Source organism: Streptomyces sp. NRRL F-5755 (assembly GCF_001279365.1).
Taxonomy (GTDB): domain Bacteria; phylum Actinomycetota; class Actinomycetes; order Streptomycetales; family Streptomycetaceae; genus Streptomyces; species Streptomyces rimosus.
In genome coordinates this window covers 25,186-46,655 of the sequence record NZ_LGCW01000259.1, presented here as the reverse complement: position 1 = coordinate 46,655, position 21,470 = coordinate 25,186, and the positions used below count along the sequence as shown (strand labels likewise).

Here is a 21,470-nt window from a genome sequence, read left to right as displayed (position 1 = left end):
CGTCCGACATCCCGAACAGAGGAGCCTCATGTCCCTCTCCCCGCCCGGTACCGGCCCCCTCCCCCTCTCCCCTCCCGAAGCCTCCGCCCACCCCACCGCCGGACCGCTCCCCTTCCGTCACCCCGCCGATCACGCCCTCGCCCCGCTCGGCCACGCCGCCCCCGCCGACGACCCGGCCGATGCCTCCCCGTACGCGTTCCCCGACGGCGGCACCTGGCGGACCGAGATCCCCTCCGTGGAAGGCCCGGAGGTCCTGTCCGCGGTCCTCAAGGAGGCCGGGCGGCTCGGTGTGCCCGTCCACCGTGTCAGCCAGGGCAGCGGCGTGTGGATGCTGACCGACACCGAGATCACCGACATGCTGGACGCGTGCGCCGCGCACGGTGCGGAGCTGTGCCTGTTCACCGGGCCGCGCGGCACCTGGGACGTAGGCGGCGCCGCCGGGCCGCGCGCCCGGGGCCAGGAGGCGGTGGCCGGCTGCGTCGAGGACGCGCTGCGCGCCATCGATCTGGGCGTGCGCTGTCTGCTCGTCGCCGACGAGGGTGTGCTGTGGCTGCTGCACCGCCTGCGCGCGGCCGGGACCCTGCCCGCCGGCACCACCTTCAAGGTCTCCGCGCTGGTCGGGCCGGTCAATCCGGCCGCGTACGAGATCTTCGAGCGGCTCGGCGCCGATTCCCTGAACGTGCCCAGCGACCTCACCCTGGACCAGCTCACTCAGATCCGCCGCGTCTCCCGCGCCCCGATGGACTTCTACGTCGAGGCGCCCGACGACCTCGGTGGCTATGTGCGGATGTACGACGTGGCGCAGCTCGTCCGGCGCGGGGCGCCGCTGTACCTGAAGTTCGGCCTCAGCCGCTCCCCCGCGCTGTACCCGTATGGCGCCCAGCTGCGCGCCGCCGCCCTGGACAGCGCGCGTGAACGGGTGCGGCGGGGCAGGCTGGTGCTGGACCTGCTGGCCCGGCTCGGCGGCGACGGCCGTATGTCGCCGCCCGGTTCCCGTCTGCCGGGCGAACTGCGCCGCTTCCCCGTACCCGAGGTCGAGCGGTGAGCGGCCCCGCGCACATACCCCGCCGCACCGTCGTCGCGGCGGCACTCGCCCTCGGCCTGACCGCCTGTGGCCAGGAGGCCAAGGGCGGCAGCCGCTACCGTCCCGGCGGCTCCGGCAACGGCACGGTCGGCATCGCGATGCCGACCAAGGCGTCCGAACGGTGGCTGGCCGACGGCCGCAACATGGCCCGCGAGTTCGCGGCCAAGGGCTACCGCGCGGACCTCCAGTACGGCGACGACCGGGTCGAGAACCAGGTCGCGCAGCTGGAGAACATGGTCGCCAAGGGGCATCGGCTGCTGGTCGTGGCGGCGATCGACGGCTCCGCGCTCACCGATGTGCTGCGCCGCGCGAAGGAGGCGGGCATCGGGGTGATCGCGTACGACCGCCTGGTGCTCGGCACCCCGGCCGTCGACTACTACGCCTCCTTCGACAACGCCCGCGTGGGCCGGCTCCAGGGCCGCTACATCGTGGGCAAACTGCGGCTCGACGCGCGCGCTGACGAGCGGTTCACCATCGAGCTGTTCGCGGGGTCGCCCGACGACAACAACACCCGGTACTTCTGGAACGGAGCGCTGGCCGAGCTCCGCCCGTACCTGCGACGCGGGCAGCTCGTGGTCCGCAGCGGTCAGACGGCGCTCACTCAGGCGACCACGCTGCGCTGGGACGGCGGTACGGCGCAGAAGCGGATGGACGACCTGCTCAGCACGTACTACGGGACGGCCCGGCTGGACGCGGTGCTCTCCCCGTACGACGGCATCTCCCTCGGCGTCATCTCCGCCCTGAAGAGCGTCGGTTATGGCGGTGCCGGCCGCCCGTATCCCGTCGTGACCGGGCAGGACGCGGAGCTGGCCGCCGTGAAGTCCATCCTGGCCGGGCAGCAGACGCAAACCGTCTACAAGGACACCCGCAAGCTCGCGCGGCAGGCGGTACTGATGGGCGACGCCATGCTGCACGGCAGGAAGCCGCAGGTCAACGACGTGAAGACGTACCACAACGGGGCGCGGGTGGTGCCCGCTTTCCTGCTCGACCCGGTCAGCGTGGACCGCGGCAACGCCCGGATTCTGGTCGATGAGGGCTATCTGAAGGCCGCGGACCTGGGCGGCGCCCTGTGAGCGGGCGCGCGGTGGTGCGTGCGGACGCACCCGTACTGGAGATGCGCGGCATCACCAAGAAGTTCGGCGGCGTCACCGCGCTGGACGACGTGCGGCTGTCGGTGCGCGCCGGGGAGATCCACGCCGTCTGCGGGGAGAACGGCGCGGGCAAGTCGACGTTGATGAAGGTGCTCAGCGGGGTGTATCCACACGGCAGTTACGCCGGTGAGATCCGCTTCGGCGGTGAGCGCTGCGCGTTCCGGGACGTACGGGCCGGTGAGCGCCGCGGCATCGTCATCGTCCACCAGGAACTGGCGCTGGTGCCGTGCCTGTCGGTGGCGGAGAACATCTTCCTCGGCAACGAGCGGGCCCGGCGCGGTGTCATCGGGCGGTACGAGACGCTGCGGCAGGCATCCGCGCTGCTGGCGCGGGTCGGCCTGGCCGAGGACCCGCGCACCCGTGTCGCCGATCTCGGCGTCGGCAAGCAGCAGTTGGTGGAGATCGCCAAGGCGCTGGCCAAGGATGTCCGGCTGCTGATCCTCGACGAGCCGACCGCCGCGCTCAACGACGCGGACAGCGACCACCTGCTGGACCTGGTGTGCCGGCTGCGCGACCAGGGCGTGGCCTGCGTACTGATCTCGCACAAGCTGGGCGAGATCCGCCGGGTCGCGGACACCGTGACCGTGCTGCGCGACGGGCGCACCGTCGAGACGTTCACCGTACGGAACCGGCCCGGCGCCGCGCCGTCCGTCCCCGAGGAGCGCATCATCCGCGCCATGGTCGGCCGCGACCTGGACCACCGCTTCCCGCCGCGGACGCACTACGAGGGCCCGGACGCGGACGCACCGGCACTCGCCGTCGAGCGGTGGACCGTGCGCCACCCCGTCGATCACCGGCGCACGGTGGTGGACGGGGCGTCCCTGCACGTCCGGCGCGGCGAGATCGTCGGCCTCGCGGGGCTGGTGGGCGCGGGCCGCACCGAGCTGGCGATGAGCGTCTTCGGCCGCTCCTACGGGCGGTACGCGGGCGGCACCGTACGGCTCGGCGGCCGGCCGGCCGTGCTGCGCTCCGTGCCGCAGGCGGTGGCGCACGGCCTCGCGTACGTCACGGAGGACCGCAAGTCGTACGGACTGAACCTCCTGGACACCGTGCACCGCAACCTCTCGCTGGCCGCGCTCTCCGGGCTGGCCCGGCGCGGGGTGGTCGACCGGCACGCGGAGCGGGGGGCCGCCGAGGAGCTGCGGACCTCACTGGGCATCAGGTCACGCACCGTCTTCGAGCCCGTCGGGCGGCTCAGCGGCGGCAACCAGCAGAAGGTGCTGCTGGGCAAGTGGCTGCTCGCCGGGCCGGAGGTGCTGATCCTCGACGAACCGACGCGGGGCGTGGACGTGGGCGCCAAGTACGAGATCCATACGGTGATCGGGAAGCTGGCCGCGCGCGGCAAGGCGGTGCTGCTGATCTCCTCCGAACTCCCCGAGCTGCTGGGCCTGTGCGACCGTCTCTACACAATGGCGGCCGGGCGGGTGACCGGTGAGCTGCCCCGCGCGCGGGCGTCGCAGGAGGCACTGATGCGCCTGATGACCGCCGAACCGCCGACCACCCGCCCCTCCCCCACGGACGAGAGCTGAGGCCGCCATGACCACCGCAGTCCAACCGTCCGCCGATCACCCGGCCGGCCCGCCGTCCGGTGGCGGGCCCGGCCCGTCGGCCGCCGCCGTGCTGCTGGCCGCGGTGCGCGGCAATCTGCGCCAGTACGGCATGATCATCGCGCTGGCGGCCATCGTCGTCCTCTTCCAGATCTGGACCGGCAACGCCCTGCTGCTGCCCAACAACGTCTCCAACATCGTCCAGCAGAACAGCTACATCCTCATCCTCGCCATGGGCATGATGATCGTGATCGTGGCCGGGCACATCGACCTGTCCGTCGGCTCGCTGGCCGCGTTCACCGGCGCCGTGGCGGCCGTCCTGATGGTCCAGCACCATCTGCACTGGCTGCCCGCGCTGCTGCTGTGCCTGCTCATCGGCGCGGCGGCGGGCGCCTGGCAGGGCTTCTGGATCGCATACGTCGGGATACCGTCCTTCATCGTCACCCTGGCCGGGATGCTGCTGTTCCGCGGCGCGACCCAGATCGTCCTGGCGGGCCAGTCCCTCTCCCCGTTCCCCGGCCCGTTCCAGGACCTCGCCCAAGGCTTCCTCCCGGAGATCGGGCCGTACACCCGCTACCACAATCCGACCCTGCTGATCGGTCTGGTGGTGGTGGCCGGGCTGCTGCTGCGCGAGCGGCGCGACCGACGGCGGCGGGCCGCGCATGGGCTCGAAGTGCTGCCGCGCTCCCTGTGGCTGGCCAAGTGCGCCGCCATCACCGCGGCCGTGGCGGTGTTCACGCTGACCCTGGCCAGCTACCACGGCGTCCCGGTAGTGCTGCTGATCATGTGCGCGCTGCTGCTCGGGCTGGGCTTCGTGATGCGCGACGCGGTCGTCGGCCGCCATGTGTACGCGCTGGGCGGCAACCGGGCGGCGGCCCGCCTGTCCGGGGTGCGGGACGGGCGCGTCACGTTCCTGGTCTTCGTCACGATGGGCGTCCTCGCCGCGCTCGCCGGCTGCGTCTACGCGGCCCGGCTCAACGCGGGCACCCCGCAGGCGGGCATCAACTTCGAACTGGAGGCGATCGCGGCGGCGTTCATCGGCGGCGCCTCCATGAGCGGCGGCATCGGCACCGTGTTCGGCGCCGTGACCGGCGCGCTGGTGCTCGGCGTCCTGAACAACGGCATGTCCCTGGTCGGCATCGGCACCGACCACCAGCAGGTCATCAAGGGCCTGGTCCTGCTGGCCGCGGTCGGCTTCGACGTGTGGAACAAGCGGCGGACCGGTACGTAGCGCGGTGGCCGCACCGGTCCGCCGGGGTGGGGCCGCGTGTCACCGCCGCCAGAACAGGTGGTGCACCACGCCGCTCGTACTGGGCACGACCTCAAGATGGAACCGGTCGAGCAGCTCGTCGGGGGAATCCCACAGCCGTAGCCCGGAACCGAGTTCCACCGGCGCGACCGCCACATGCAGGGTGTCGACGAGATCGGCGTCCAGAAACTGCCGGATGGTGGTGACCCCGCCGCCGAGCCGCACGTCCTTGCCGCGGGCCGCCTCCCGCGCCCGTTCGAGGACCGCGGCCGGGTCGCCGCCGACAAAGTGGAAGGTGGTGTCGGAGAGCGTGATCGAAGGGCGTTCGTGGTGCGTCATGACGAACACCGGGGTGTGGAACGGGGGCTCGTCGCCCCACCAGCCGCGCCAGTCGTGGCCACGCCAGGGCCCGCGCTGGGGGCCGAACTTGTTGCGGCCCATGATCTCGGCGCCGATGTTGCGTGCGAAGTCCCGTGTGAAGTAGTCGTCCAGGCCGCGGCTGCCGCCGGGGTCCGTGCGCATCGGCCAGCTCGCCGTGGCGCCCGCCCAGGCGAACAGCCTCTCCGGGTGGGCATGGCCGAACGGGTACTCAAGACTCTGGTGCTCACCGGCACCGATTCCGTCCCGTGAGACGTTGAAGTTCATGACTCTCAGCAGCTGGTCCACGTGTCTCCTCGTCAGGTCCGCTCGCATCCGGTGCGGCGAGATGCCCCACACCAGGACGTCGAACGGGACGCCGCCGGATCGACAGTGGTCCGCGCTTTTCTTTGGAAGAGCCCATACGCCCGGGCCCCGCCGTCGTCCGGCGGGGCCCGGGCCGGGCGGGGTGCCCGGCGTGGCGCCTCCATGGGGCGCTACGCGGCGGGCAGCGCCGCCCCGTCCCCGGCCGCCGCGGCGGGCAGTACCGCGCCGGCCCGGTCGGCGGACACCCCGCCGTCCTCCCCGGCCGTCGCCGGGTGTCCGGTGCCGTCCCGGGCGGGCAGTTCGGCGAGTACGGAGTCGTCCTCCACCCGGGCGCCCGGCAGCCGGTGCCGGGCCGCGATCAGCGCGGCGTCGACATCGCGGGTGCCGGTGGACACGCACAGGGTGTAGGCGACATCGTCCATCCGCTGCCGGACCTCCGGGCTCCCGTTGGCCGCGTCCAGTACGCGCAGCGTCTCGTACTGCTCGACCAGATCGCGCAGTACAGCAGGGTGCGCCAGCAACATCAGGGCCTCCTCGTTCGCCACCGTCCGTGAACAACTGCGCTCCGTGTACCCGACGGCCCCACCCGTATGCCCCCGCCTTTTCTTCGTGCCGCGCGCCCGCCTCACCCGGCGAATTCAGGCTGCGCCAGTCCCCGCCCGGCGTCCGGCACCACCAGCAGCGAGCCGCCGAGCGGCGCCGCGCCCGGCCCGCCGCGCGCCGTGGTGACATACAGGTCCGTCAGCGCGGCGCCGCCGAACGCGCAGGCCGTGGGGCGGGCGACCGGCATCGGCAGCACCCGCTCCAGCACCCCGCCGGGCGAGTAGTGCCGTACCTGCGCGCCCTCGAACATCGCCACCCACACACCGCCCTCGGCGTCCACGGCCAGCCCGTCCGGATAACCCGCCGTCTCCGCCGGCTCCTCGATCTCCACGAAGGGACGGCGGCCGGTCACCAGCCCCTCGTCCGTGACGTCGAAGACATCGACGCGCCGGGTGGGGGTGTCGATGTAGTACATCCGCCGGCCGTCCGGGCTCCAGCCCGTGCCGTTGCTCACCGTGACGTCCGACAGGACACGCGTGGCGGCGCCGTCCGGCGCGATCCGGGTGAGCGTGCCGCGCCCCGGCGCCTCGTCGTACGCCATGGTGCCCGCCCACAGCGCCCCGTCCGGCGCCACGGCCGCGTCGTTGCCGCGCCGCCCCGCGACGGGCTCGCGGTGCAGCCACGCGAACGCGCCGTCCGCGTCGTATGTGCCCACGCCGTCCCGCAGGTTGACGACCAGTCCGCCTCCGGTACGGGGCTTGGCCGCGCCGACGTGCTGTTCGGTGGCCAGCACGGTGCGGCGGCCGGTGACGGGGTCGACGGTGTGGACGCGGGCGGAGAGGATGTCGACCCAGATCAGCCGTCCGGCGCGGGCGTCCCAGGTCGGCCCCTCGCCGAGCCGTGCCGGTGCGGCGACGGCGACCTCCCAGGCCCGGGTCACGGCTGCCCCCGGTGGCCGAGCCGCGCGGACAGCTCGTCGGCGCCCTTGCGGGCCAGCCCGGCCAGCTCGGCGCATCGCTCCTCGCTCCACCGGATCATCGGCACCGAGACGCTGAGTGCCGCCACGACCCGCCCGGCCCGGTCCCGTACGGGCGCGGCCACGCAGCTCACGTCCGGGTTGGACTCCCGCTGCTCCACCGCCACGCCCCGGTCCCTGATCAGCGCGAGCTGGGTGTGCAGCTCGGCGGGCGAGGTGACGCTGTGCTCCGTCATGGCCGTCAGCTCGCCGTCCGCCGGGATGCGTTCGGCCAGCGCGGTCTCGGGCAGCGACGCCAGCAGCATCTTGCCGACGGCGGTGCAGTGCGCGGGCAGCCGCCGCCCCGCCGCGGACACCATCCGTACCGCGTGGGTGCTGTCCACCTTGGCCACGTAGATCACATCGGCCCCTTCGAGGAGCGCGATGTGCACGGTCTCCCCGCAGGTCTCGGCGACCTCGCGGGCCACCCGCTGACCCTCGGCCGCCAGGTCGAGCTGTTCGGCGTACCGGCTGCCGAGCTGGTAGGCGCGCACGCCGAGCCGGAAGCGCCCCGGCTGCTCGGGCACATGGGCGAGGTAGTTGCGCGCGACGAGCGTGCTGACCAGTTCGTGCACGCTGGTGCGCGGCAGGCCGAGCCTGCGGGTGATGTCGGGGGCGGACAGTGTGCCGTCCCCGTCGAGGAAGAGCTCCAGTATGTCCAGCGCCCGCGTCACCGCGGGTACGAGCCGCCCCATGCGCTGCCGCCCCTCATCCGTCACCGGACCGGCCGGACGGGCCGGTCGTTCGAGATACCGGCCAGCCGCCGGTATCACGGACGAACCCTAGTGCGCACCCTCGCCGTCGGCAACGGAATCACCGGTCCCCGGCGGGCGTGGCGCCCGCGGTGTGGTGGCGGCAGAGCGGTCGGCCGGTTCTCGGCCCCGTACCCCCGCGGACTCAGGCCGACGTCCGCAGCCAGTCCTCGAAGCGCGTCGTGGACAGGCGGGCGTGGCCCTCGGCGGGGACGAGGCTGCGTTCGGCCAGTTCGGAGCCGAAGTAGCGGGCGTGCGGGTCGGCGACGACCTTGCGCGGGTCGTTCCTGGCGCGCAGCGCCCGGGAGACCAGTTCGTCGAAGCGGAACAGCTGGGGGCCGGCCACCTCGGTGGTCCCCTTCAGCGAGGCTTCCACGGCGGTCGCGGCCACCGCCTCGGCGACGTCGTCGGCCGCCATCGGCTGGAAGAGCACGGGCGGAACGCGCACGGTGTCGCCCTCGGTGGCGGTGTCGGCGATGCCCTTGACGAACTCGAAGAACTGCGTCGCCCGGATGATCGAGTACGGGACCGGCCCCTGTTTGATCAGACGCTCCTGGGCCGCCTTGGCTTGGAAGTAGCCGTTGTCGGGCAGGTCGTCGACACCGACGATCGACAGGGCCACATGGTGCGTCACGCCCGCCTTCGCCTCGGCGGCCAGCAGGTTGCGGGTGGAGGTGGTGAAGAAGTCCCGTACCGCCGACGCCTCGAAGGAGGGCGAGTTGGCCACGTCCACGACCACCTGGGCTCCCGCCAGGGCGGCGTCGAGGCCCTCTCCGGTGAGCGTGTTCACGCCGGTGCCGGGCGCGGCGGGCACCGCCTCGTGCCCGCGTTCCCGGAGCCTGCCGACCACCTTGCCGCCGATGAGGCCGGTGCCTCCGATGACCACGATCTTCACGTCGTGTACTCCTTGGGGCGCGTACTCCTTGGGCTGAGGGCGGACGCGTCAGGACGGCCGGGGCGCGCGCAGGTGGGCGCGCCGTTTCAGCTCGTCCTCGTCGACCGGGACGAGCATGGGCTGCCCCGGAACGCAGAGCATGGTGACGAGGAAGCGCAGCCGCGTGTCGGTGAGGTTGTTGCCGTCCTGATAGTGGATGACGTCCCCGCCGGGCTCCCAGAACGTCTCCCCGGCGCGGACGATCCGCTCCCCCTCGCCCTCCAGCTCGAAGCGCATCTCGCCCTCCAGCACGTACCCGAAGGCCGGGCCGGGGTGGCGGTGCGGCGGTGCGCCCTCGTCTCCGGGCGGGTACTCGATCTGTACGGTCGTCACGTGCGCGCCCTCCGGAATGGCGGGCGGGGCGACTTCCTGCAGCACGGTGAGCGCGGTCTTCCATGCCTCCGAGTGCGGGTGCTCGCGGGGGTCCGGCATGACAAGTCCTCCTGCGAAGAGAGGCCCCATTGTGCTCCGGGCGCCGACGTGCCCGGTGAGCGCCGATCCGGACACATCCGGGTACGGCCGTCAGAGCAGGGAGGAGCTGGTACGGGAAATGGCCCGCATGGCGCCGGACCGGCTCGGCCTGTCCCGCCCGCCCGAGGCCCCCCGGCCCCGGGCGGCCGGGTTCCGCCGCCTCGTAACGCCGTCAGCGGCCCGCGAGAGCCCGGATCTCACCGGCGATCAGCCGGGGGTCCTCCTCCGCCATGAAGTGGCCGCAGGAGACCGTACGGTGCCGCAGGTCCTCGGCCCAGGCGCTCCACAGGCCCTGGGCGTGGTAGCCGAGGGCCGCGCCCCAGTCCTGCTGGAGGACGGTGACCGGCATGGCCAGCCGGTTGCCCGCGTCCCGGTCGGCGGTGTCGTGGTCCACGTCGATCCCGGCGGAGGCTCGGTAGTCGGCGACGATGGAGGGCACGGCCGCGGCGGACGCGGCGAGGTAGTGGGCGCGTACGCCGGCGGGGATCGCGTCCGGGGTGCTGGTCCAGGCGTCGAGGAAGTGGGCGAAGAAGGCGTCGGCGGACGCCTGGATCATCCGCTCCGGCAGGCCCGGCGGCTGGGCCATCAGGTAGAGGTGGAAGCCGACCGCGGCGGACACGCCGTGCAGGGCGTCCCACATGTCCAGGGTCGGCAGGATGTCGAGGAAGAGCGCGTGGGAGACGGTCTCCGGGTGGTCCATCGCGGTACGGAAGGCGACCAGGGCGCCGCGGTCGTGACCGGCCAGCGTGAAGCGGTCGTGCCCCAGCCCGGCGGCGAGCCGGACGATGTCCCGGCCCATGGTCCGCTTGGCGTAGACCTCAGGACCGCTCTCGGCGGGCTTGTCGCTGGCACCGTAGCCGCGCAGGTCGGGGCAGATGACGGTGTGGTCGGCGGCGAGGTCGGACGCGACATGCCGCCACATCACATGGGTCTGCGGGAATCCGTGCAGCAGCACGACCGGGCTGCCGGTGCCGCCGACGACGGCGTGCAGCGTGACGCCGTCGTCGACCGGCACGCGGTGCTCGGTGAATCCGGGGATGCTCGGGGGTGTCACAGCGGCTCCTGTGGCTCGTGGCAGAGTGGACGGTCCCGGACCCCGCGGTCCGGGTCGTCCGGGGACGTCATTAAGGGTGCGGGCGCCGGATCAGCGATCGATGAGTGGCCGCGCGGCACCCCGGGAAACGGCGCCGCCCGCGAAGGGACCGTGCCGTGGGCGTGGAGTTCGGACTGCTGGGACCGGTCGCCGCCTGGGGCACCGACGGCACGCCCCTCCCGCTCGGCGCGCCCCGCCACCGGGAGGTGCTGGGCCGGCTGCTGATCGCCCGCAACCGGGTGGTCCCGGTCGGCCGGCTCGTGGACGACCTGTGGCAGGACGGCCCGCCGGCCGGCGCGGTCGGCGCGGTCCGCACCTTCGTGGCGGCGCTGCGCCGCGCTCTGGAGCCCGGACGCCCGCCCCGGCAGCCGTCGCGGGTGCTGGTCACCGACGGCCCCGGCTACGTCCTGCGCGCCGGGCGCGACGCGGTGGACGCCTGGCGGTTCGAGGACACGGCCGCGCGGGCCGCCGGGGCGCCGCCCCACGCGGCGGTCGCCCTCTGGGACGAGGCGCTCGCCCGGTGGCGCGGGCCGGTCCTGGCCGACTTCCCCGACGCCGCGTGGGCCGCCGCCGAACAGGCCCGGCTGGAGGCGCTGCGTCTCGACGCGGTCGAGCGCCGCGCCGACGCCCTGCTGGCCACCGGCGCCGCCCGGGACGCCGTCGCCGATCTGCGGGCCCATGTCGCCGCGCACCCGGGGCGGGAGGACGGCTGGGTGCTGCTGGCGACCGCGCTGGACCGGTCCGGCCGGCGCGGCGAGGCCCTGGAGACGCTGCGGCGCGCCCGTACGACCCTCACCAGCGCGTACGGCTCCGGAGCCGGGGCCGCCCTGGCACGCGCCGAGGCCCGCATCCGCAACGGCGCCACCGGTTCGGCGGCCGAGCCGGGCGGGGTGGCGGACGGCGTCTGGAGCCGGGCCGCCGCCGCGTGGGACCGCTCGGTGCCCGCCCGGTCCCGGGCCCGGCTGCACGCCACCGCCGGGCTGCTGCGGGACCTCGCGGTGACCGGCGCCGACGGCCTGGAGGAGGCGCGCGAGCACCGGCGGGAACTGGTCGCGGCGGCCGAGACGACCGGGGACGCCGAGCTGGCCGCCGGGATCATCGGCTCGTACGACGTCCCGGCGGTCTGGACCCGCGCCGACGACCCCGAGAACGCGGGCGAACTCGTCCGGGCCGCCGCCCGCGCCGCCGCCCGGCTCGGCCCCGACGGCCCGCCCGCGCTGCGGGCCCGGCTGCTGTCGGTCGTCGCCGTGGAGTCACGCGGCGACGCCGCCGCCGACGCGCCGCTTCCCCTGGCGGCCGACGCCCCCGCCGCCGAACCGTGGCGGCTGCGCGCCGAACGTGCCGCCGAGGAGGCCGTACGCCTCGCCCGCCGCCTCGCGGACCCCGCGCTGCTCGCGTTCTCCCTCAACGGCGCCTTCATGCAGTCCTTCGCCACCTGCGGATCGGCCGCCCGCCGCGACGCACTCGGCACCGAACTGACCCGGCTGGCCATCGGCCACCACCTGCCCAGCCACGAGGTTCTGGCCCGCCTCGTCCGCCTCCAAGCCCTCGCCGGACTCGGCGACTTCCCGGCGGCGGACGCGGAGGCCGAGGAGATCGACCGGCTGGCGCACCGCAACGAACGGCCGCTCGCCGGAGTGTTCACCGCCTGGTACCGGGCCCTGCGCACCTGCGAGACCGACGGCTGGACGGCGGCCCGCCCCCGGTACGTGAAGGTCCTCGCGGACACCGCGAACTGCGGCATGCCCGGGCTCACCCGGGGAGCGGCCGCCCTCGTCGCGCTCGTCCCGGCCATGCGGGGCGACACCCTGCCCGACCCGGACGACTTCACCGGCCTCGACACCGGTCCGTACCAGCCGTGGCTCGACCCCCTGCTGCTGGCCGCCGGCGGCGCCACGGAGCGGGCCCGGCACGCACTCACCACCGTTCCCCGGCCGCCCCACGACCTCCTGCAAGAGGCACTCTGGTGCGTACTGGCCCGCACGGCCGCCGCCGTGGGACACGAAGGAGTCCTACGGCGAGCCCGCGACGAACTCGCCGTAGCCGAGGGGGAGTTGGCCGGTGCCGGCAGCGGCCTGATCTCCTTCGGTCCGGTCGCACGCCATCTGCGGGCCGTTGAGGCGGCCCTCGGTGTGGGGGGACCGTCCTCTGCGGGGGCATCATCCGCATCTACGAACACATCGCCGTGACCGAGGGCGCCCTCGTCCCCGGACTTCGGGAATCACCCGCATCCCTCAGGCCGCCGAAGGCACGCCTTCGGCGGCCGCTCCCACCGCCTCCGCCTCGCGGGTCGTCTTGGTCCAGCCCGTCTGTCCGCGCAGCATGCGGAACAGGGCCCTCCAGGCGCAGAGGAACGACATGTAGTTCATGACGACGAAGGAGTGGCCCAGGAGCAGGGCGCGCGGCAGGCCCACATTTTTGTCGCGGCGCAGGTAGGTCCAGGAGGTGGCCAGGGCGGGGGCGAAGGCCAGCAGGTACCAGGCGAGGAGGTTGAGGGGCAGGCGCAGCCGGGTGCCGTTGACGGCGGCGGCCGGTCTGCCCCGCAGGACCAGGACGTCGGGGCTGCGGAGGAACCAGTACAGGCAGTACTGGAAGAGCAGGGACCAGGGCAGGTCGAGGACCCACGGCACCAGCAGGTAGGCGAACATCTCCAGGGCCGCCAGGTGCCCCATGCGCGGGGCGCGCCAGATCTCGCCCATGCGCCGGATCGCGGTCATGTGGCCCTGGTACCAGCGGGTGCGCTGCCGGATGAGGCGCCGCAGGTCGCTGACGCCCTGCTGGTCGACGGAGGCGTGGGCGGTGGTGCGCAGCCGCCGGCCGCGCACGGCGAGGCTGATGGCCAGGTCGAGGTCTTCGGTCAGGGACCGGGACCAGGGGCGTTCGCCGAGGCTGTCGAGGGCGGAGAGGCGGGTGAACTGGCCGTTGCCGCCGAGGCTGACGGTCTTGGTGAGGTTGCGGCCGAACTGGGTGACGGCGGCCATCGCCCAGAACTGGTAGTCCTGGAACCAGGTCAGGAAGTTGGAGCGGCGGTTGCGGATGCGGACGCCGAGCTGGACCCCGCCGACCCGTGGGTCGTCGAAGAGCGGCATGACGTGGGACAGCGCCCGGTCGGAGAGGCGGCCGTCGGCGTCCATGACGCACACCACGGTCTGCGCGGGATCCTGCCCGCGTGCCGCGACGCGTTCGCGCACCACGCGGATGGCGTGGTTGAGGGCCTCGCCCTTGCCCTGCCGGGCGTGGGGCGGCTCCCGCCGCAGCACGGTCACCTCCCCCTGCCGTCCGGCCGCGTGGGCCGCCGCGCCCGCCTGCTCGGCAGCCGCCCCCGTGGCGTCGTCCGAGCCGTCGTCGACGACCACGACGGTGGTGCGCGGGCCCATGAGGCCGCCGACCGTCGTGCCGATCACCGACTCCTCGTTGAGGCAGGGAACGAGGACGTAGAGGTGGTAGTGGTCGCGGCGGCCGAGGTGCGGGCGGCCGTAGGAGGTGTCGCCCTGGGAGCGTAACTTCGCTTTCTGGCGGCGCAGTTCGAGCAGGCCCGCGCCCATGGCCAGGGCGAGGTAGCCGGCGGACAGTCCGATGACGGTGCAGCCGATGGTGTCAACGGTCTTGAGCAGGGCGTTTTTCACCAGGTCGGCTCCCCTTGCGACGTCGGACCCCGGCGGCTTCGGCGGGTACGGAGGGCGCCGGCCAGGGCCGGACCGGCACGTCCGGGCGGCCCGGCCGGGGCAGGTGCGCGGGCACGGCCCGGCCACCGCGCCCCACCCTGCGCTGGACCTCCCGCCCCAGGACGAACCCCAGCGGCACCACGGCCGCGCCGATGGCGGCTGCGAGGACACCGCGCCCACCGGACGTTCCGGCGCGTGCCGCCGCCATGCCGCCTGCCAACGGCCAGGTCGGTCCCAGGTACATGGATGGGCGGCACCTCCGGGCGGCAGGACGTGAAGTGCGCCGGCCAGCGGGTGCGCAGGGCAGGCAGCGGGTCGAGCGGCGGGGCGGGCAGTGACCACTGTGAACCACCGGGCGGGCGATGGCCAGACCCCTCCGTGGCGTTCCGGCGATGTCCGGAGACCGGCGGAGACGGTTTTGCGTCGATGGTCCGGGCACGCGAAATCGCGGGCGCCCGTTGACACCAGGGCTTTTCCCCTCGCTCAGCGGGCGCATTGTTCCGATCCGGCCAATCACATGACTCGGGAACCATTGCCCCCGTTATATCCGGCGCCTAGCGTCGGCTGACGCGAGTGATTGCCGGATCACCCTGCATTCCCTCGCCATCGTCTGCCACAGGTGTCACACGTCGCATGTTCAACGTCTGTGAGCTGTCTCGCCCTTACGCGAACCTGTCGTATACCGACGCGATGAACGGTGTCCCTATGCGCCTGATCTTCTCTCCTGCCCCCGCCACGAAATCGACTCGGCATTGAGCGGCCGACAGCGCATCGCCATTGTCGTGGGCACGCGCCCGGAAGCCGTCAAACTCGCCCCGGTCGTCCGGGAATTGCAGCGCACCCGCTGGGCCGAGCCGGCCGTGTTCACCACCGGGCAGCACGGCACGGTGGTACGGAACACCCTCGCCTGCTTCGGACTGCGCCCCGAAGCCGAACTGGACCCACCCGCCGGTACGGGCGGCACGGCCGCCGCGGGGCCGGTCACCGAGCTGACGGCCGGCCTGCTCAGCGGGCTCGGCAGTCGGCTGCGCGCGCCCGACGTACACGCGGTGCTCGTCCAGGGAGACACCTCGTCCGCGCTGGCCGGGGCGATGGCCGCGTTCTTCGCCAAGATCCCCGTCGTGCACGTGGAGGCCGGGCTGCGCTCCGGCGACGCGCGCAGTCCGTTCCCCGAGGAGGCCCACCGCCGGATGATCGCCGAGCTGAGCGATCTCCACCTGGCGCCCACCCATGCCGCCCGCCGGAACCTGCTCGCCCAGGGGGTGGCGGCCGACCGGATCGTGGTGACCGGGAACACCGTGATCGACGCCGTCGTCGCCGCGAGCCGAAGCCCGCGCCACCGCGCCGTACCCGAACTCCGCGGACTCGAACAGAATTCCGCTCCACTCGTCGTCGTGACCGCACACCGGCGGGAGAACTGGGGCGAGCCGATCCGGCGGGTGGGCCGGGCGGTGGCGGCACTGAGCCGTCAATACCCCGACGTGACGTTCGTCGTCGCCGCGCATATGAATCCCGCGGTCCGTACCGCGATCGAGGAATCACTGCAGGGCCGGCCCAATGTTCATCTGCCGGGCCCGATTCCGTATGACGCCTTCGCCCGTCTGCTGTCCCGGTCCGTTCTGGCCATCACCGACTCCGGCGGAATTCAGGAGGAGGCGGCGGCCTTCGGACTGCCGATTCTGGTGACCCGGGACAACACCGAACGGACCGAAGGGATCGATTCCGGTCTGGCCCGGCTCGTCGGTACGGACGAGACGGAGATCGTGGCAGCGGCCGAAAAGGAATTCGCCCGCGAAGGCGTGCTGGACGCCGGGAAGCCGGACCGGCCTTTTCCCCGGCCCAATCCGTACGGCGACGGACGGGCCGCCCGGCGCTGCGCCGCCGCCTGCGGCTGGCTGCTGGGCCTGGCTCCCAGGCCGTCCGACATCACCGGTCAGGAGGCGCGATGACCCCGCCCGCCACCGTGCCCGCCGGCACGGTCACCACGGTCGCCGGCACCGGCGCGGCCGGCTTCGACGGGGGCGGCGGACCCGCGGTTCAGGCCAGACTCAACGGCCCGCGGATCGCCTTGGACCCGTCCGGGAACCTCTGTGTCCCGGAAGTCGACAACCACCGCGTCCACAAGGTCAGCACCGACGGCGTCGGCAAGCACGCCCCCGTACGGATCTCGGCCGAGATCACCGGCGGCTCCCAGGACGAGCCGGCGCTGCGCCCGGCCCAGGAGAGCGTGCCCGAGGCGAAGCCGGGCGACAGCGTCTCGTTCAACATCGAGATCCGCTCGCTGAACAACCAGCCGGTCGACCCGGGCACGCCGGCCCAGCGCTTCACCGCCCCCACCAGCTTCGCGTTCACCGGCGGCGCCCCGTACGGCTATTACTTCGTCCGGCCCGCTGTGACCGGGAATCTGCGGACGCAGCTCGAAGACGGCGGCAGGACGCTGATCACCATCTCCGACCTGCACCTCAATACCGGCGCCACCGACCGGACCGCGCTGATCCACACGAGCGGCATCCGCGCCCTGCCGGACGCGGCACCCGGCTCGCGGTCCGCCGACGGCAGCGCCGCCATCGGGCGCCCGGCACCCGTACCGCTGTCCGCCCATGTCCTCCGACCACGACAGGAGCAGCGATCATGACCACCGCATCCAGCGCAGGAACCGGCCCGCAGCCCGCGGGCCTGCCCGACGGCTCGATAGCCACCGTCGCGGGCAACGGCGTGGCCGGATTCATCTCCGACGGCGGGCACGGCGCGCTGACCCGGCTCTATTACCCCCACGGGGTGGCCGTCGACAGGAACGGCAACCTGTTCATCGCCGACCGGAACAACCACCGCATCCGCAAGGTCACGCCGAACGGCTCCATCACCACGGTCGCGGGGGACGGCACCGCCGGATACATCTCCGACGGCGGACCCGCCCTCGCCACCCGGCTCCACTACCCCACGGACGTGGCCGTGGACGACAAGGGCAACGTCTACATCGCGGACACCTATAACCACCGCGTACGGAAAGTCGACACGCGGGGCATCATCACCACCGTCGCGGGGGACGGCACCGCCGGATACATCTCCGACGGCGGACCCGCCCTCGGCACCCGGCTCCACTACCCCGCGGCCCTGACCGTGGACGACAAGGACAACCTCTACATCGCGGACACCAACAACCACCGCGTGCGCAAGGTCACCCCGAACGGCATCATCACCACCGTCGCGGGCAACGGCACCGCCGGATACGTCTCCGACGGCGGGCCCGCCATCTCGACCCGGCTCTACTACCCCATGGGTCTGGTGGTGGACACCGGAGGCAGTCTGTACATCGCCGACCGCTACAACCACCGCGTCCGCAAGGTCACCCCCAACGGCATCATCACCACCGTCGCGGGCAACGGCACCGCCGGATACGTCTCCGACGGCGGACCCGCCCTCGGCACCCGGCTCCACTACCCGTGGGGCCTGGCGCTGGACGAGGCCGGGAGCCTGTACATCGGCGACGGGCACAACCACCGCGTCCGCAAGGTCACCTCGGACGGCATCATCACCACCGTCGCGGGCAACGGCACCGCCGGGTACGTGGACGACGGGGGACCCGCCGCGGGCACCCGGCTCTACCACCCCTACGGCATCGCCCTGGACCGGGGCGGCAATCTGTACATCGCGGACAGCCACAACCACCGCGTGCGCGGCGTGACGGCCGTGGCGCAGATGACGCCGCCGCCCCCGCCGAACGCCGACCTGTACGGCGAGGTCATCAGCCCCTACCGCGTACAGCGCGACCAGGAGTTCGACCTCGGCGCGCGGATACGCAACCGCGGCCCCAACCCGGCCGACGGGCAGTACGTCACCGTCGTACTGAACCTGGCCGACGGCCTCGTCGGCGGCCCCGGCACCAGCGGCCGGCGGCTCACCCGTACCTTCTCCGGACAACAGCTGCTGCCCCAGCAGGGCACGCTGGACGGCGTGTTCCGGGTCAGCGCGCCGGAGAGCACCCCGCCCGGCACGTACCTCTCCACGCTGGAGATCCAGTACGGCGGCGACCTCAACCTGAAGGACAACGCTTACACCCTGCCGGTCACGGTCGTGGTGCCCGACCCCGTCGCGGACGAGACAGCACTGACGATCTTCCAGGACACCGTCCCGCAGGTCGCCCCGGGCCAGCGCACCTCCTTCAACCTGCGCTACACCTCGCCCGCCGGACAGCCGGTCAACCCCGGCACGATCGTCCAGCGCTTCACCGCACCGACCGGCTTCACCTTCACCGGCCAGCCCACCTACGCGTACTACGAGACCATCCACGGCGTCATCTCGGGGAACCTGAGCCACAGCATCCTGGACGACGGGCGGACCCTGCTCATCACGGCCAATCCGCACGTCAACACCACCACCAGCGACACCGGTTCGGTGATCTACACCATCCCGGTGCAGGCCCGCGCCGACGCCGTGCCCGGACGGTACGACAACGGCTCGGCGAGCATCGGCCGGCACACCCCGGTCCAGCTCTCCGGCATCATCTCGGGGACCGCACAGGACGAGACGGCACTGCGCGTGGTGCAGGAGTCGGTGCCCGCGGCGGCGCCGGGCCAGCACACCACGTTCAACCTGGAGCTTCGGTCGCTGAGCAACCAGCCGGTCAACCCCGGCACGGTCGAGCAGCGCATCACCGCCCCCACCGGCTTCGCCTTCACCGGCAGCGCCTCCTACGGCTACTACTTCGTGACGCCGTACGTGACCGGGAACCTCGACGCCCAGCTGGAGGACGGCGGCAAGACCCTCGTCATCTCCTCCAACCCGCACCTGAACACCGGCACCACCGACAAGACGGCGCTGATCTACACCATCGGCATCCGCGCCCTGCCCAGCGCGACCCCCGGTACACAGTCCGACGACGGCCGGGCCGTCATCGGCCGCCTCGCGCCCGTACCGCTGTCCGCCCGCGTGCTCTGACCACGGAAGGAGTTCCCATGACAGCCGAGAACAGCCCTGGAAGCGGGCCGCAGCCCGCGGGCCTCGCGCAGGGTGACATCGCCACGGTGGCGGGCAACGGGCAGGCCGGGTACGTGTCCGACGGCGGACCCGCGACGCTCACTCAGCTCAACTGGCCGCACGGCGTGACCCTGGACAAGAACGGCAATCTCTACATCGCGGAGCGGAGCAACCACCGGGTCCGCAAGGTGACCCCGCAGGGCATCATCACCACCGTCGCGGGCAACGGGCAGGCCGGGTACACCTCCGACGGCGGGCCCGCCACCGCCACCAAGCTCTACAGTCCCTCGGCCGTGGCGGTCGACGAAGCGGGCAACCTGTACATCGCGGATCTCGACAACCACCGCATCCGCAAGGTGGACACCCGGGGCATCATCACCACCGTCGCGGGCAACGGCCAGGCCGGATACGTCTCCGACGGCGGACCCGCCACCGCCACCCAGATCAACACGCCGACCGGGGTGGCGGTCGACCTCCAGGGGAACCTGTACCTCAGCGAGTGGTACGGCAACCGGGTCCGCAAGGTGGACACCCGCGGCACCATCACCACCGTCGCGGGCAACGGCCAGGCCGGGTACGTCTCCGACGGCGGACCCGCCACCGCCACCAAGCTCTACAACCCCGCGGGGCTGAGGGCCGACGGCACCGGAAACCTCTACATCGCGGACTGCAACAACCACCGGGTGCGCAAGGTGGACACGCGGGGCGTCATCACCACTGTCGCCGGGAACGGCACCGGCGGGTATGTCTCCGACGGCGGCCCCGCCACCTCGACCCAGATCAACTACCCGTTGGACGTGTGCCTCGACGACGGCGGGAGCCTCTACATCGCGGACACGCTCAACCAGCGCGTCCGCAAGGTTACTTCGGACGGCAGCATCTCCACCGTCGCGGGCAACGGCACCGCCGGGTACGTCGATGACGGTGGGCCCGCCATCGCCACCCGGCTCTACCAGCCGCGGTCGGTCGCACTGGACCGCGCCGGGAACCTCTACATCGCCGACGCGAGCAACAACCGCGTACGCGGGGTCACCTCGGTCGCCACCATGACCCCGCCGCCCCCGCCCACCGCCGACCTCTACGGCGAGATCGTCAGCTCCCCCTCCGTCCAGGCGGGCCAGGAGTTCGACCTCGGCGTCCGGATCAAGAACCGCGGCCCCAACCCGGCCGACGGCCAGTACGTCACCGTCGTCCTCACCCTCGCCGACGGGCTGCGCGGCCCCGCGGGCACCACCGGGAGCCGTCTGTCCCGCACGTTCCCCGGGCAGCAGCTCCAGCCCCAGCAGGGTTCGCTGGACGGCGTGTTCCGCGTCACCGTGCCCGGCGACACTCCTCCCGGCCAGTACACCTCCACCGTGGAGATCCAGTACGGCGGCGACCTCAACCTCAAGGACAACACCTACACGCTGCCGGTGATCGTCGTCGTCCCGCCGCCGCCCACCGACGAGCGGGCGCTGACCATCACCCAGGACACCATCCCCCAGGTGGCTCCCGGCCAGCGCACCGCGTTCAACGTGAAGTTCGACTCGGCCGGCAGCCGGCCCGTCAACCCCGGTGACATCGTCCAGCGCTTCACCGCCCCGAGCGGCTTCACCTTCCCCGGCCAGCCGAGCTACGCGTACTACAACACCGCCCAGGGCATGATCTCGGGCAACCTCGACTACCGCATCGAGGACGGCGGCCGGACGCTGATCGTCACCGCCAACCCGCACGTCAACACCACCATCAGCGACACCGGGCCGCTGTACTACACCATCCCGATCCAGGCCCGGCCGGACGCCGCGGCCGGCACCTTCCAGAACGGCTCGGCCAGCGTCGGCAGGCATACGCCCGTCCAGCTCACCGGCACCGTCACCGGTTCCTCGCAGAACGAGACCGCGCTGCGCGTCAGCCAGGAGAGCGTGCCGCAGGCCGCGCCCGGCCAGTCCACCACCTTCAACCTGGAGATCCGCTCACTGGACAACCAGCCGGTCAACCCCGGCACCATCGAGCAGCGCCTCACCGCCCCGGCCGGCTTCGCGTTCACCGGCGGCGCCTCGTACGGCTACTACTACGTCCAGCCCGCCGTCACCGGGAACCTCGACACCCGTCTGGAGGACGGCGGCCGGACACTGATCATCTCCTCCAACCCGCACGTCAACACCGGAACCACGGACAAGACCGCACTGATCTACACCATCGGCATCCGCGCCCAGGCCGACGCGAAGCCGGGCACCCAGTCCGACGACGGCAAGGTCACCATCGGCCGCCTGGCGCCCGTACCGCTGAGCGCCCGCGTCAGCTGATCTCCCTTCCGCCGGAGCCC

16 protein-coding genes and 1 pseudogene are annotated in these 21,470 nt (G+C 72.8%); 9 read left to right on the top strand and 8 right to left on the bottom strand.

The annotated features are described in order from the left end of the window. Positions 1 to 28 precede the first annotated feature (28 nt). The 4 genes from ADK86_RS21185 to mmsB are packed head-to-tail and all read left to right on the top strand — an operon-like array spanning position 29 to position 5,013. Positions 29 to 1,045, top strand: a complete 1,017-nt coding sequence (locus ADK86_RS21185; RefSeq protein ID WP_053697981.1) for a hypothetical protein — start codon at positions 29 to 31, stop codon at positions 1,043 to 1,045. Further along, positions 1,042 to 2,157, top strand: a complete 1,116-nt coding sequence (chvE, locus tag ADK86_RS21180; protein WP_053697980.1) for a multiple monosaccharide ABC transporter substrate-binding protein — start codon at positions 1,042 to 1,044, stop codon at positions 2,155 to 2,157. Before ADK86_RS21185 ends, chvE begins: the two co-directional genes overlap by 4 nt. Positions 2,158 to 2,198: 41 nt before the next feature. Then, on the top strand, positions 2,199 to 3,764 hold the full coding sequence (locus ADK86_RS21175) for a sugar ABC transporter ATP-binding protein (protein ID WP_053698001.1): 1,566 nt from the start codon (positions 2,199 to 2,201) through the stop codon (positions 3,762 to 3,764). Positions 3,765 to 3,771: 7 nt separating this feature from the next. Next, positions 3,772 to 5,013 carry a multiple monosaccharide ABC transporter permease gene (mmsB, locus tag ADK86_RS21170; RefSeq protein ID WP_053697979.1) on the top strand — a complete coding sequence of 414 codons (1,242 nt, stop codon included), beginning with the start codon at positions 3,772 to 3,774 and terminating at the stop codon, positions 5,011 to 5,013. A 39-nt stretch (positions 5,014 to 5,052) separates the two neighbouring features. Here the strand turns inward: mmsB and ADK86_RS21165 are convergent, their stop codons facing one another. From ADK86_RS21165 to ADK86_RS21135, 7 genes and pseudogenes are all read right to left on the bottom strand, one after another. Then, positions 5,053 to 5,697: a dihydrofolate reductase family protein gene (locus tag ADK86_RS21165; RefSeq protein WP_053697978.1), complete on the bottom strand. Its 645-nt coding sequence runs from the start codon at positions 5,695 to 5,697 to the stop codon at positions 5,053 to 5,055. Between the two features lie 320 nt (positions 5,698 to 6,017). Beyond that, a pseudogene (locus ADK86_RS44610) lies at positions 6,018 to 6,239 on the bottom strand (DUF5133 domain-containing protein); the annotation flags it as partial. A gap of 101 nt (positions 6,240 to 6,340) precedes the next feature. After that, on the bottom strand, positions 6,341 to 7,198 hold the full coding sequence (locus ADK86_RS21155; protein WP_053697977.1) for an SMP-30/gluconolactonase/LRE family protein: 858 nt from the start codon (positions 7,196 to 7,198) through the stop codon (positions 6,341 to 6,343). Next, positions 7,195 to 7,968: an IclR family transcriptional regulator gene (locus tag ADK86_RS21150; protein ID WP_030598144.1), complete on the bottom strand. Its 774-nt coding sequence runs from the start codon at positions 7,966 to 7,968 to the stop codon at positions 7,195 to 7,197. Before ADK86_RS21150 ends, ADK86_RS21155 begins: the two co-directional genes overlap by 4 nt. A 202-nt stretch (positions 7,969 to 8,170) precedes the next feature. Continuing rightward, positions 8,171 to 8,920: an SDR family oxidoreductase gene (locus tag ADK86_RS21145; RefSeq protein ID WP_053697976.1), complete on the bottom strand. Its 750-nt coding sequence runs from the start codon at positions 8,918 to 8,920 to the stop codon at positions 8,171 to 8,173. A 48-nt stretch (positions 8,921 to 8,968) separates the two neighbouring features. Continuing rightward, positions 8,969 to 9,391 carry a cupin domain-containing protein gene (locus ADK86_RS21140; protein ID WP_053697975.1) on the bottom strand — a complete coding sequence of 141 codons (423 nt, stop codon included), beginning with the start codon at positions 9,389 to 9,391 and terminating at the stop codon, positions 8,969 to 8,971. Positions 9,392 to 9,602: 211 nt separating this feature from the next. Then, on the bottom strand, positions 9,603 to 10,484 hold the full coding sequence (locus ADK86_RS21135) for an alpha/beta fold hydrolase (RefSeq protein ID WP_053697974.1): 882 nt from the start codon (positions 10,482 to 10,484) through the stop codon (positions 9,603 to 9,605). Between the two features lie 155 nt (positions 10,485 to 10,639). Between ADK86_RS21135 and ADK86_RS21130 the strand changes: the two genes are divergently transcribed. Then, the gene (locus ADK86_RS21130; RefSeq protein ID WP_053697973.1) at positions 10,640 to 12,712 is read left to right on the top strand and encodes an AfsR/SARP family transcriptional regulator; all 2,073 of its coding nucleotides are present in this window, start codon (positions 10,640 to 10,642) and stop codon (positions 12,710 to 12,712) included. 45 nt (positions 12,713 to 12,757) lie between these two features. On the opposite strand, the gene ADK86_RS21125 is transcribed toward ADK86_RS21130, so the two are convergent. Further along, a complete protein-coding gene (locus ADK86_RS21125) occupies positions 12,758 to 14,149 on the bottom strand; it encodes a glycosyltransferase family 2 protein (protein ID WP_078952152.1) in 1,392 nt (463 codons plus the stop codon). A 791-nt stretch (positions 14,150 to 14,940) separates the two neighbouring features. Here ADK86_RS21125 and wecB point away from each other — a divergent pair. Genes wecB through ADK86_RS21105 form a run of 4 tightly spaced genes read left to right on the top strand, consistent with a single transcriptional unit; the run spans position 14,941 to position 21,450 of the window. Beyond that, a complete protein-coding gene (gene wecB / locus ADK86_RS21120) occupies positions 14,941 to 16,137 on the top strand; it encodes a non-hydrolyzing UDP-N-acetylglucosamine 2-epimerase (protein WP_063789047.1) in 1,197 nt (398 codons plus the stop codon). Next, positions 16,134 to 16,823 carry a hypothetical protein gene (locus ADK86_RS21115; protein ID WP_053697971.1) on the top strand — a complete coding sequence of 230 codons (690 nt, stop codon included), beginning with the start codon at positions 16,134 to 16,136 and terminating at the stop codon, positions 16,821 to 16,823. Before wecB ends, ADK86_RS21115 begins: the two co-directional genes overlap by 4 nt. Beyond that, positions 16,820 to 19,126 (top strand): NHL repeat-containing protein, encoded by a 2,307-nt coding sequence (locus tag ADK86_RS21110; protein ID WP_078952151.1) that lies wholly within the window; start codon positions 16,820 to 16,822, stop codon positions 19,124 to 19,126. The genes ADK86_RS21115 and ADK86_RS21110 overlap by 4 nt, the downstream gene beginning before the upstream one ends. A 17-nt stretch (positions 19,127 to 19,143) precedes the next feature. Further along, positions 19,144 to 21,450, top strand: a complete 2,307-nt coding sequence (locus ADK86_RS21105; RefSeq protein WP_234345956.1) for an NHL repeat-containing protein — start codon at positions 19,144 to 19,146, stop codon at positions 21,448 to 21,450. The last annotated feature ends 20 nt before the right edge of the window (positions 21,451 to 21,470 follow it).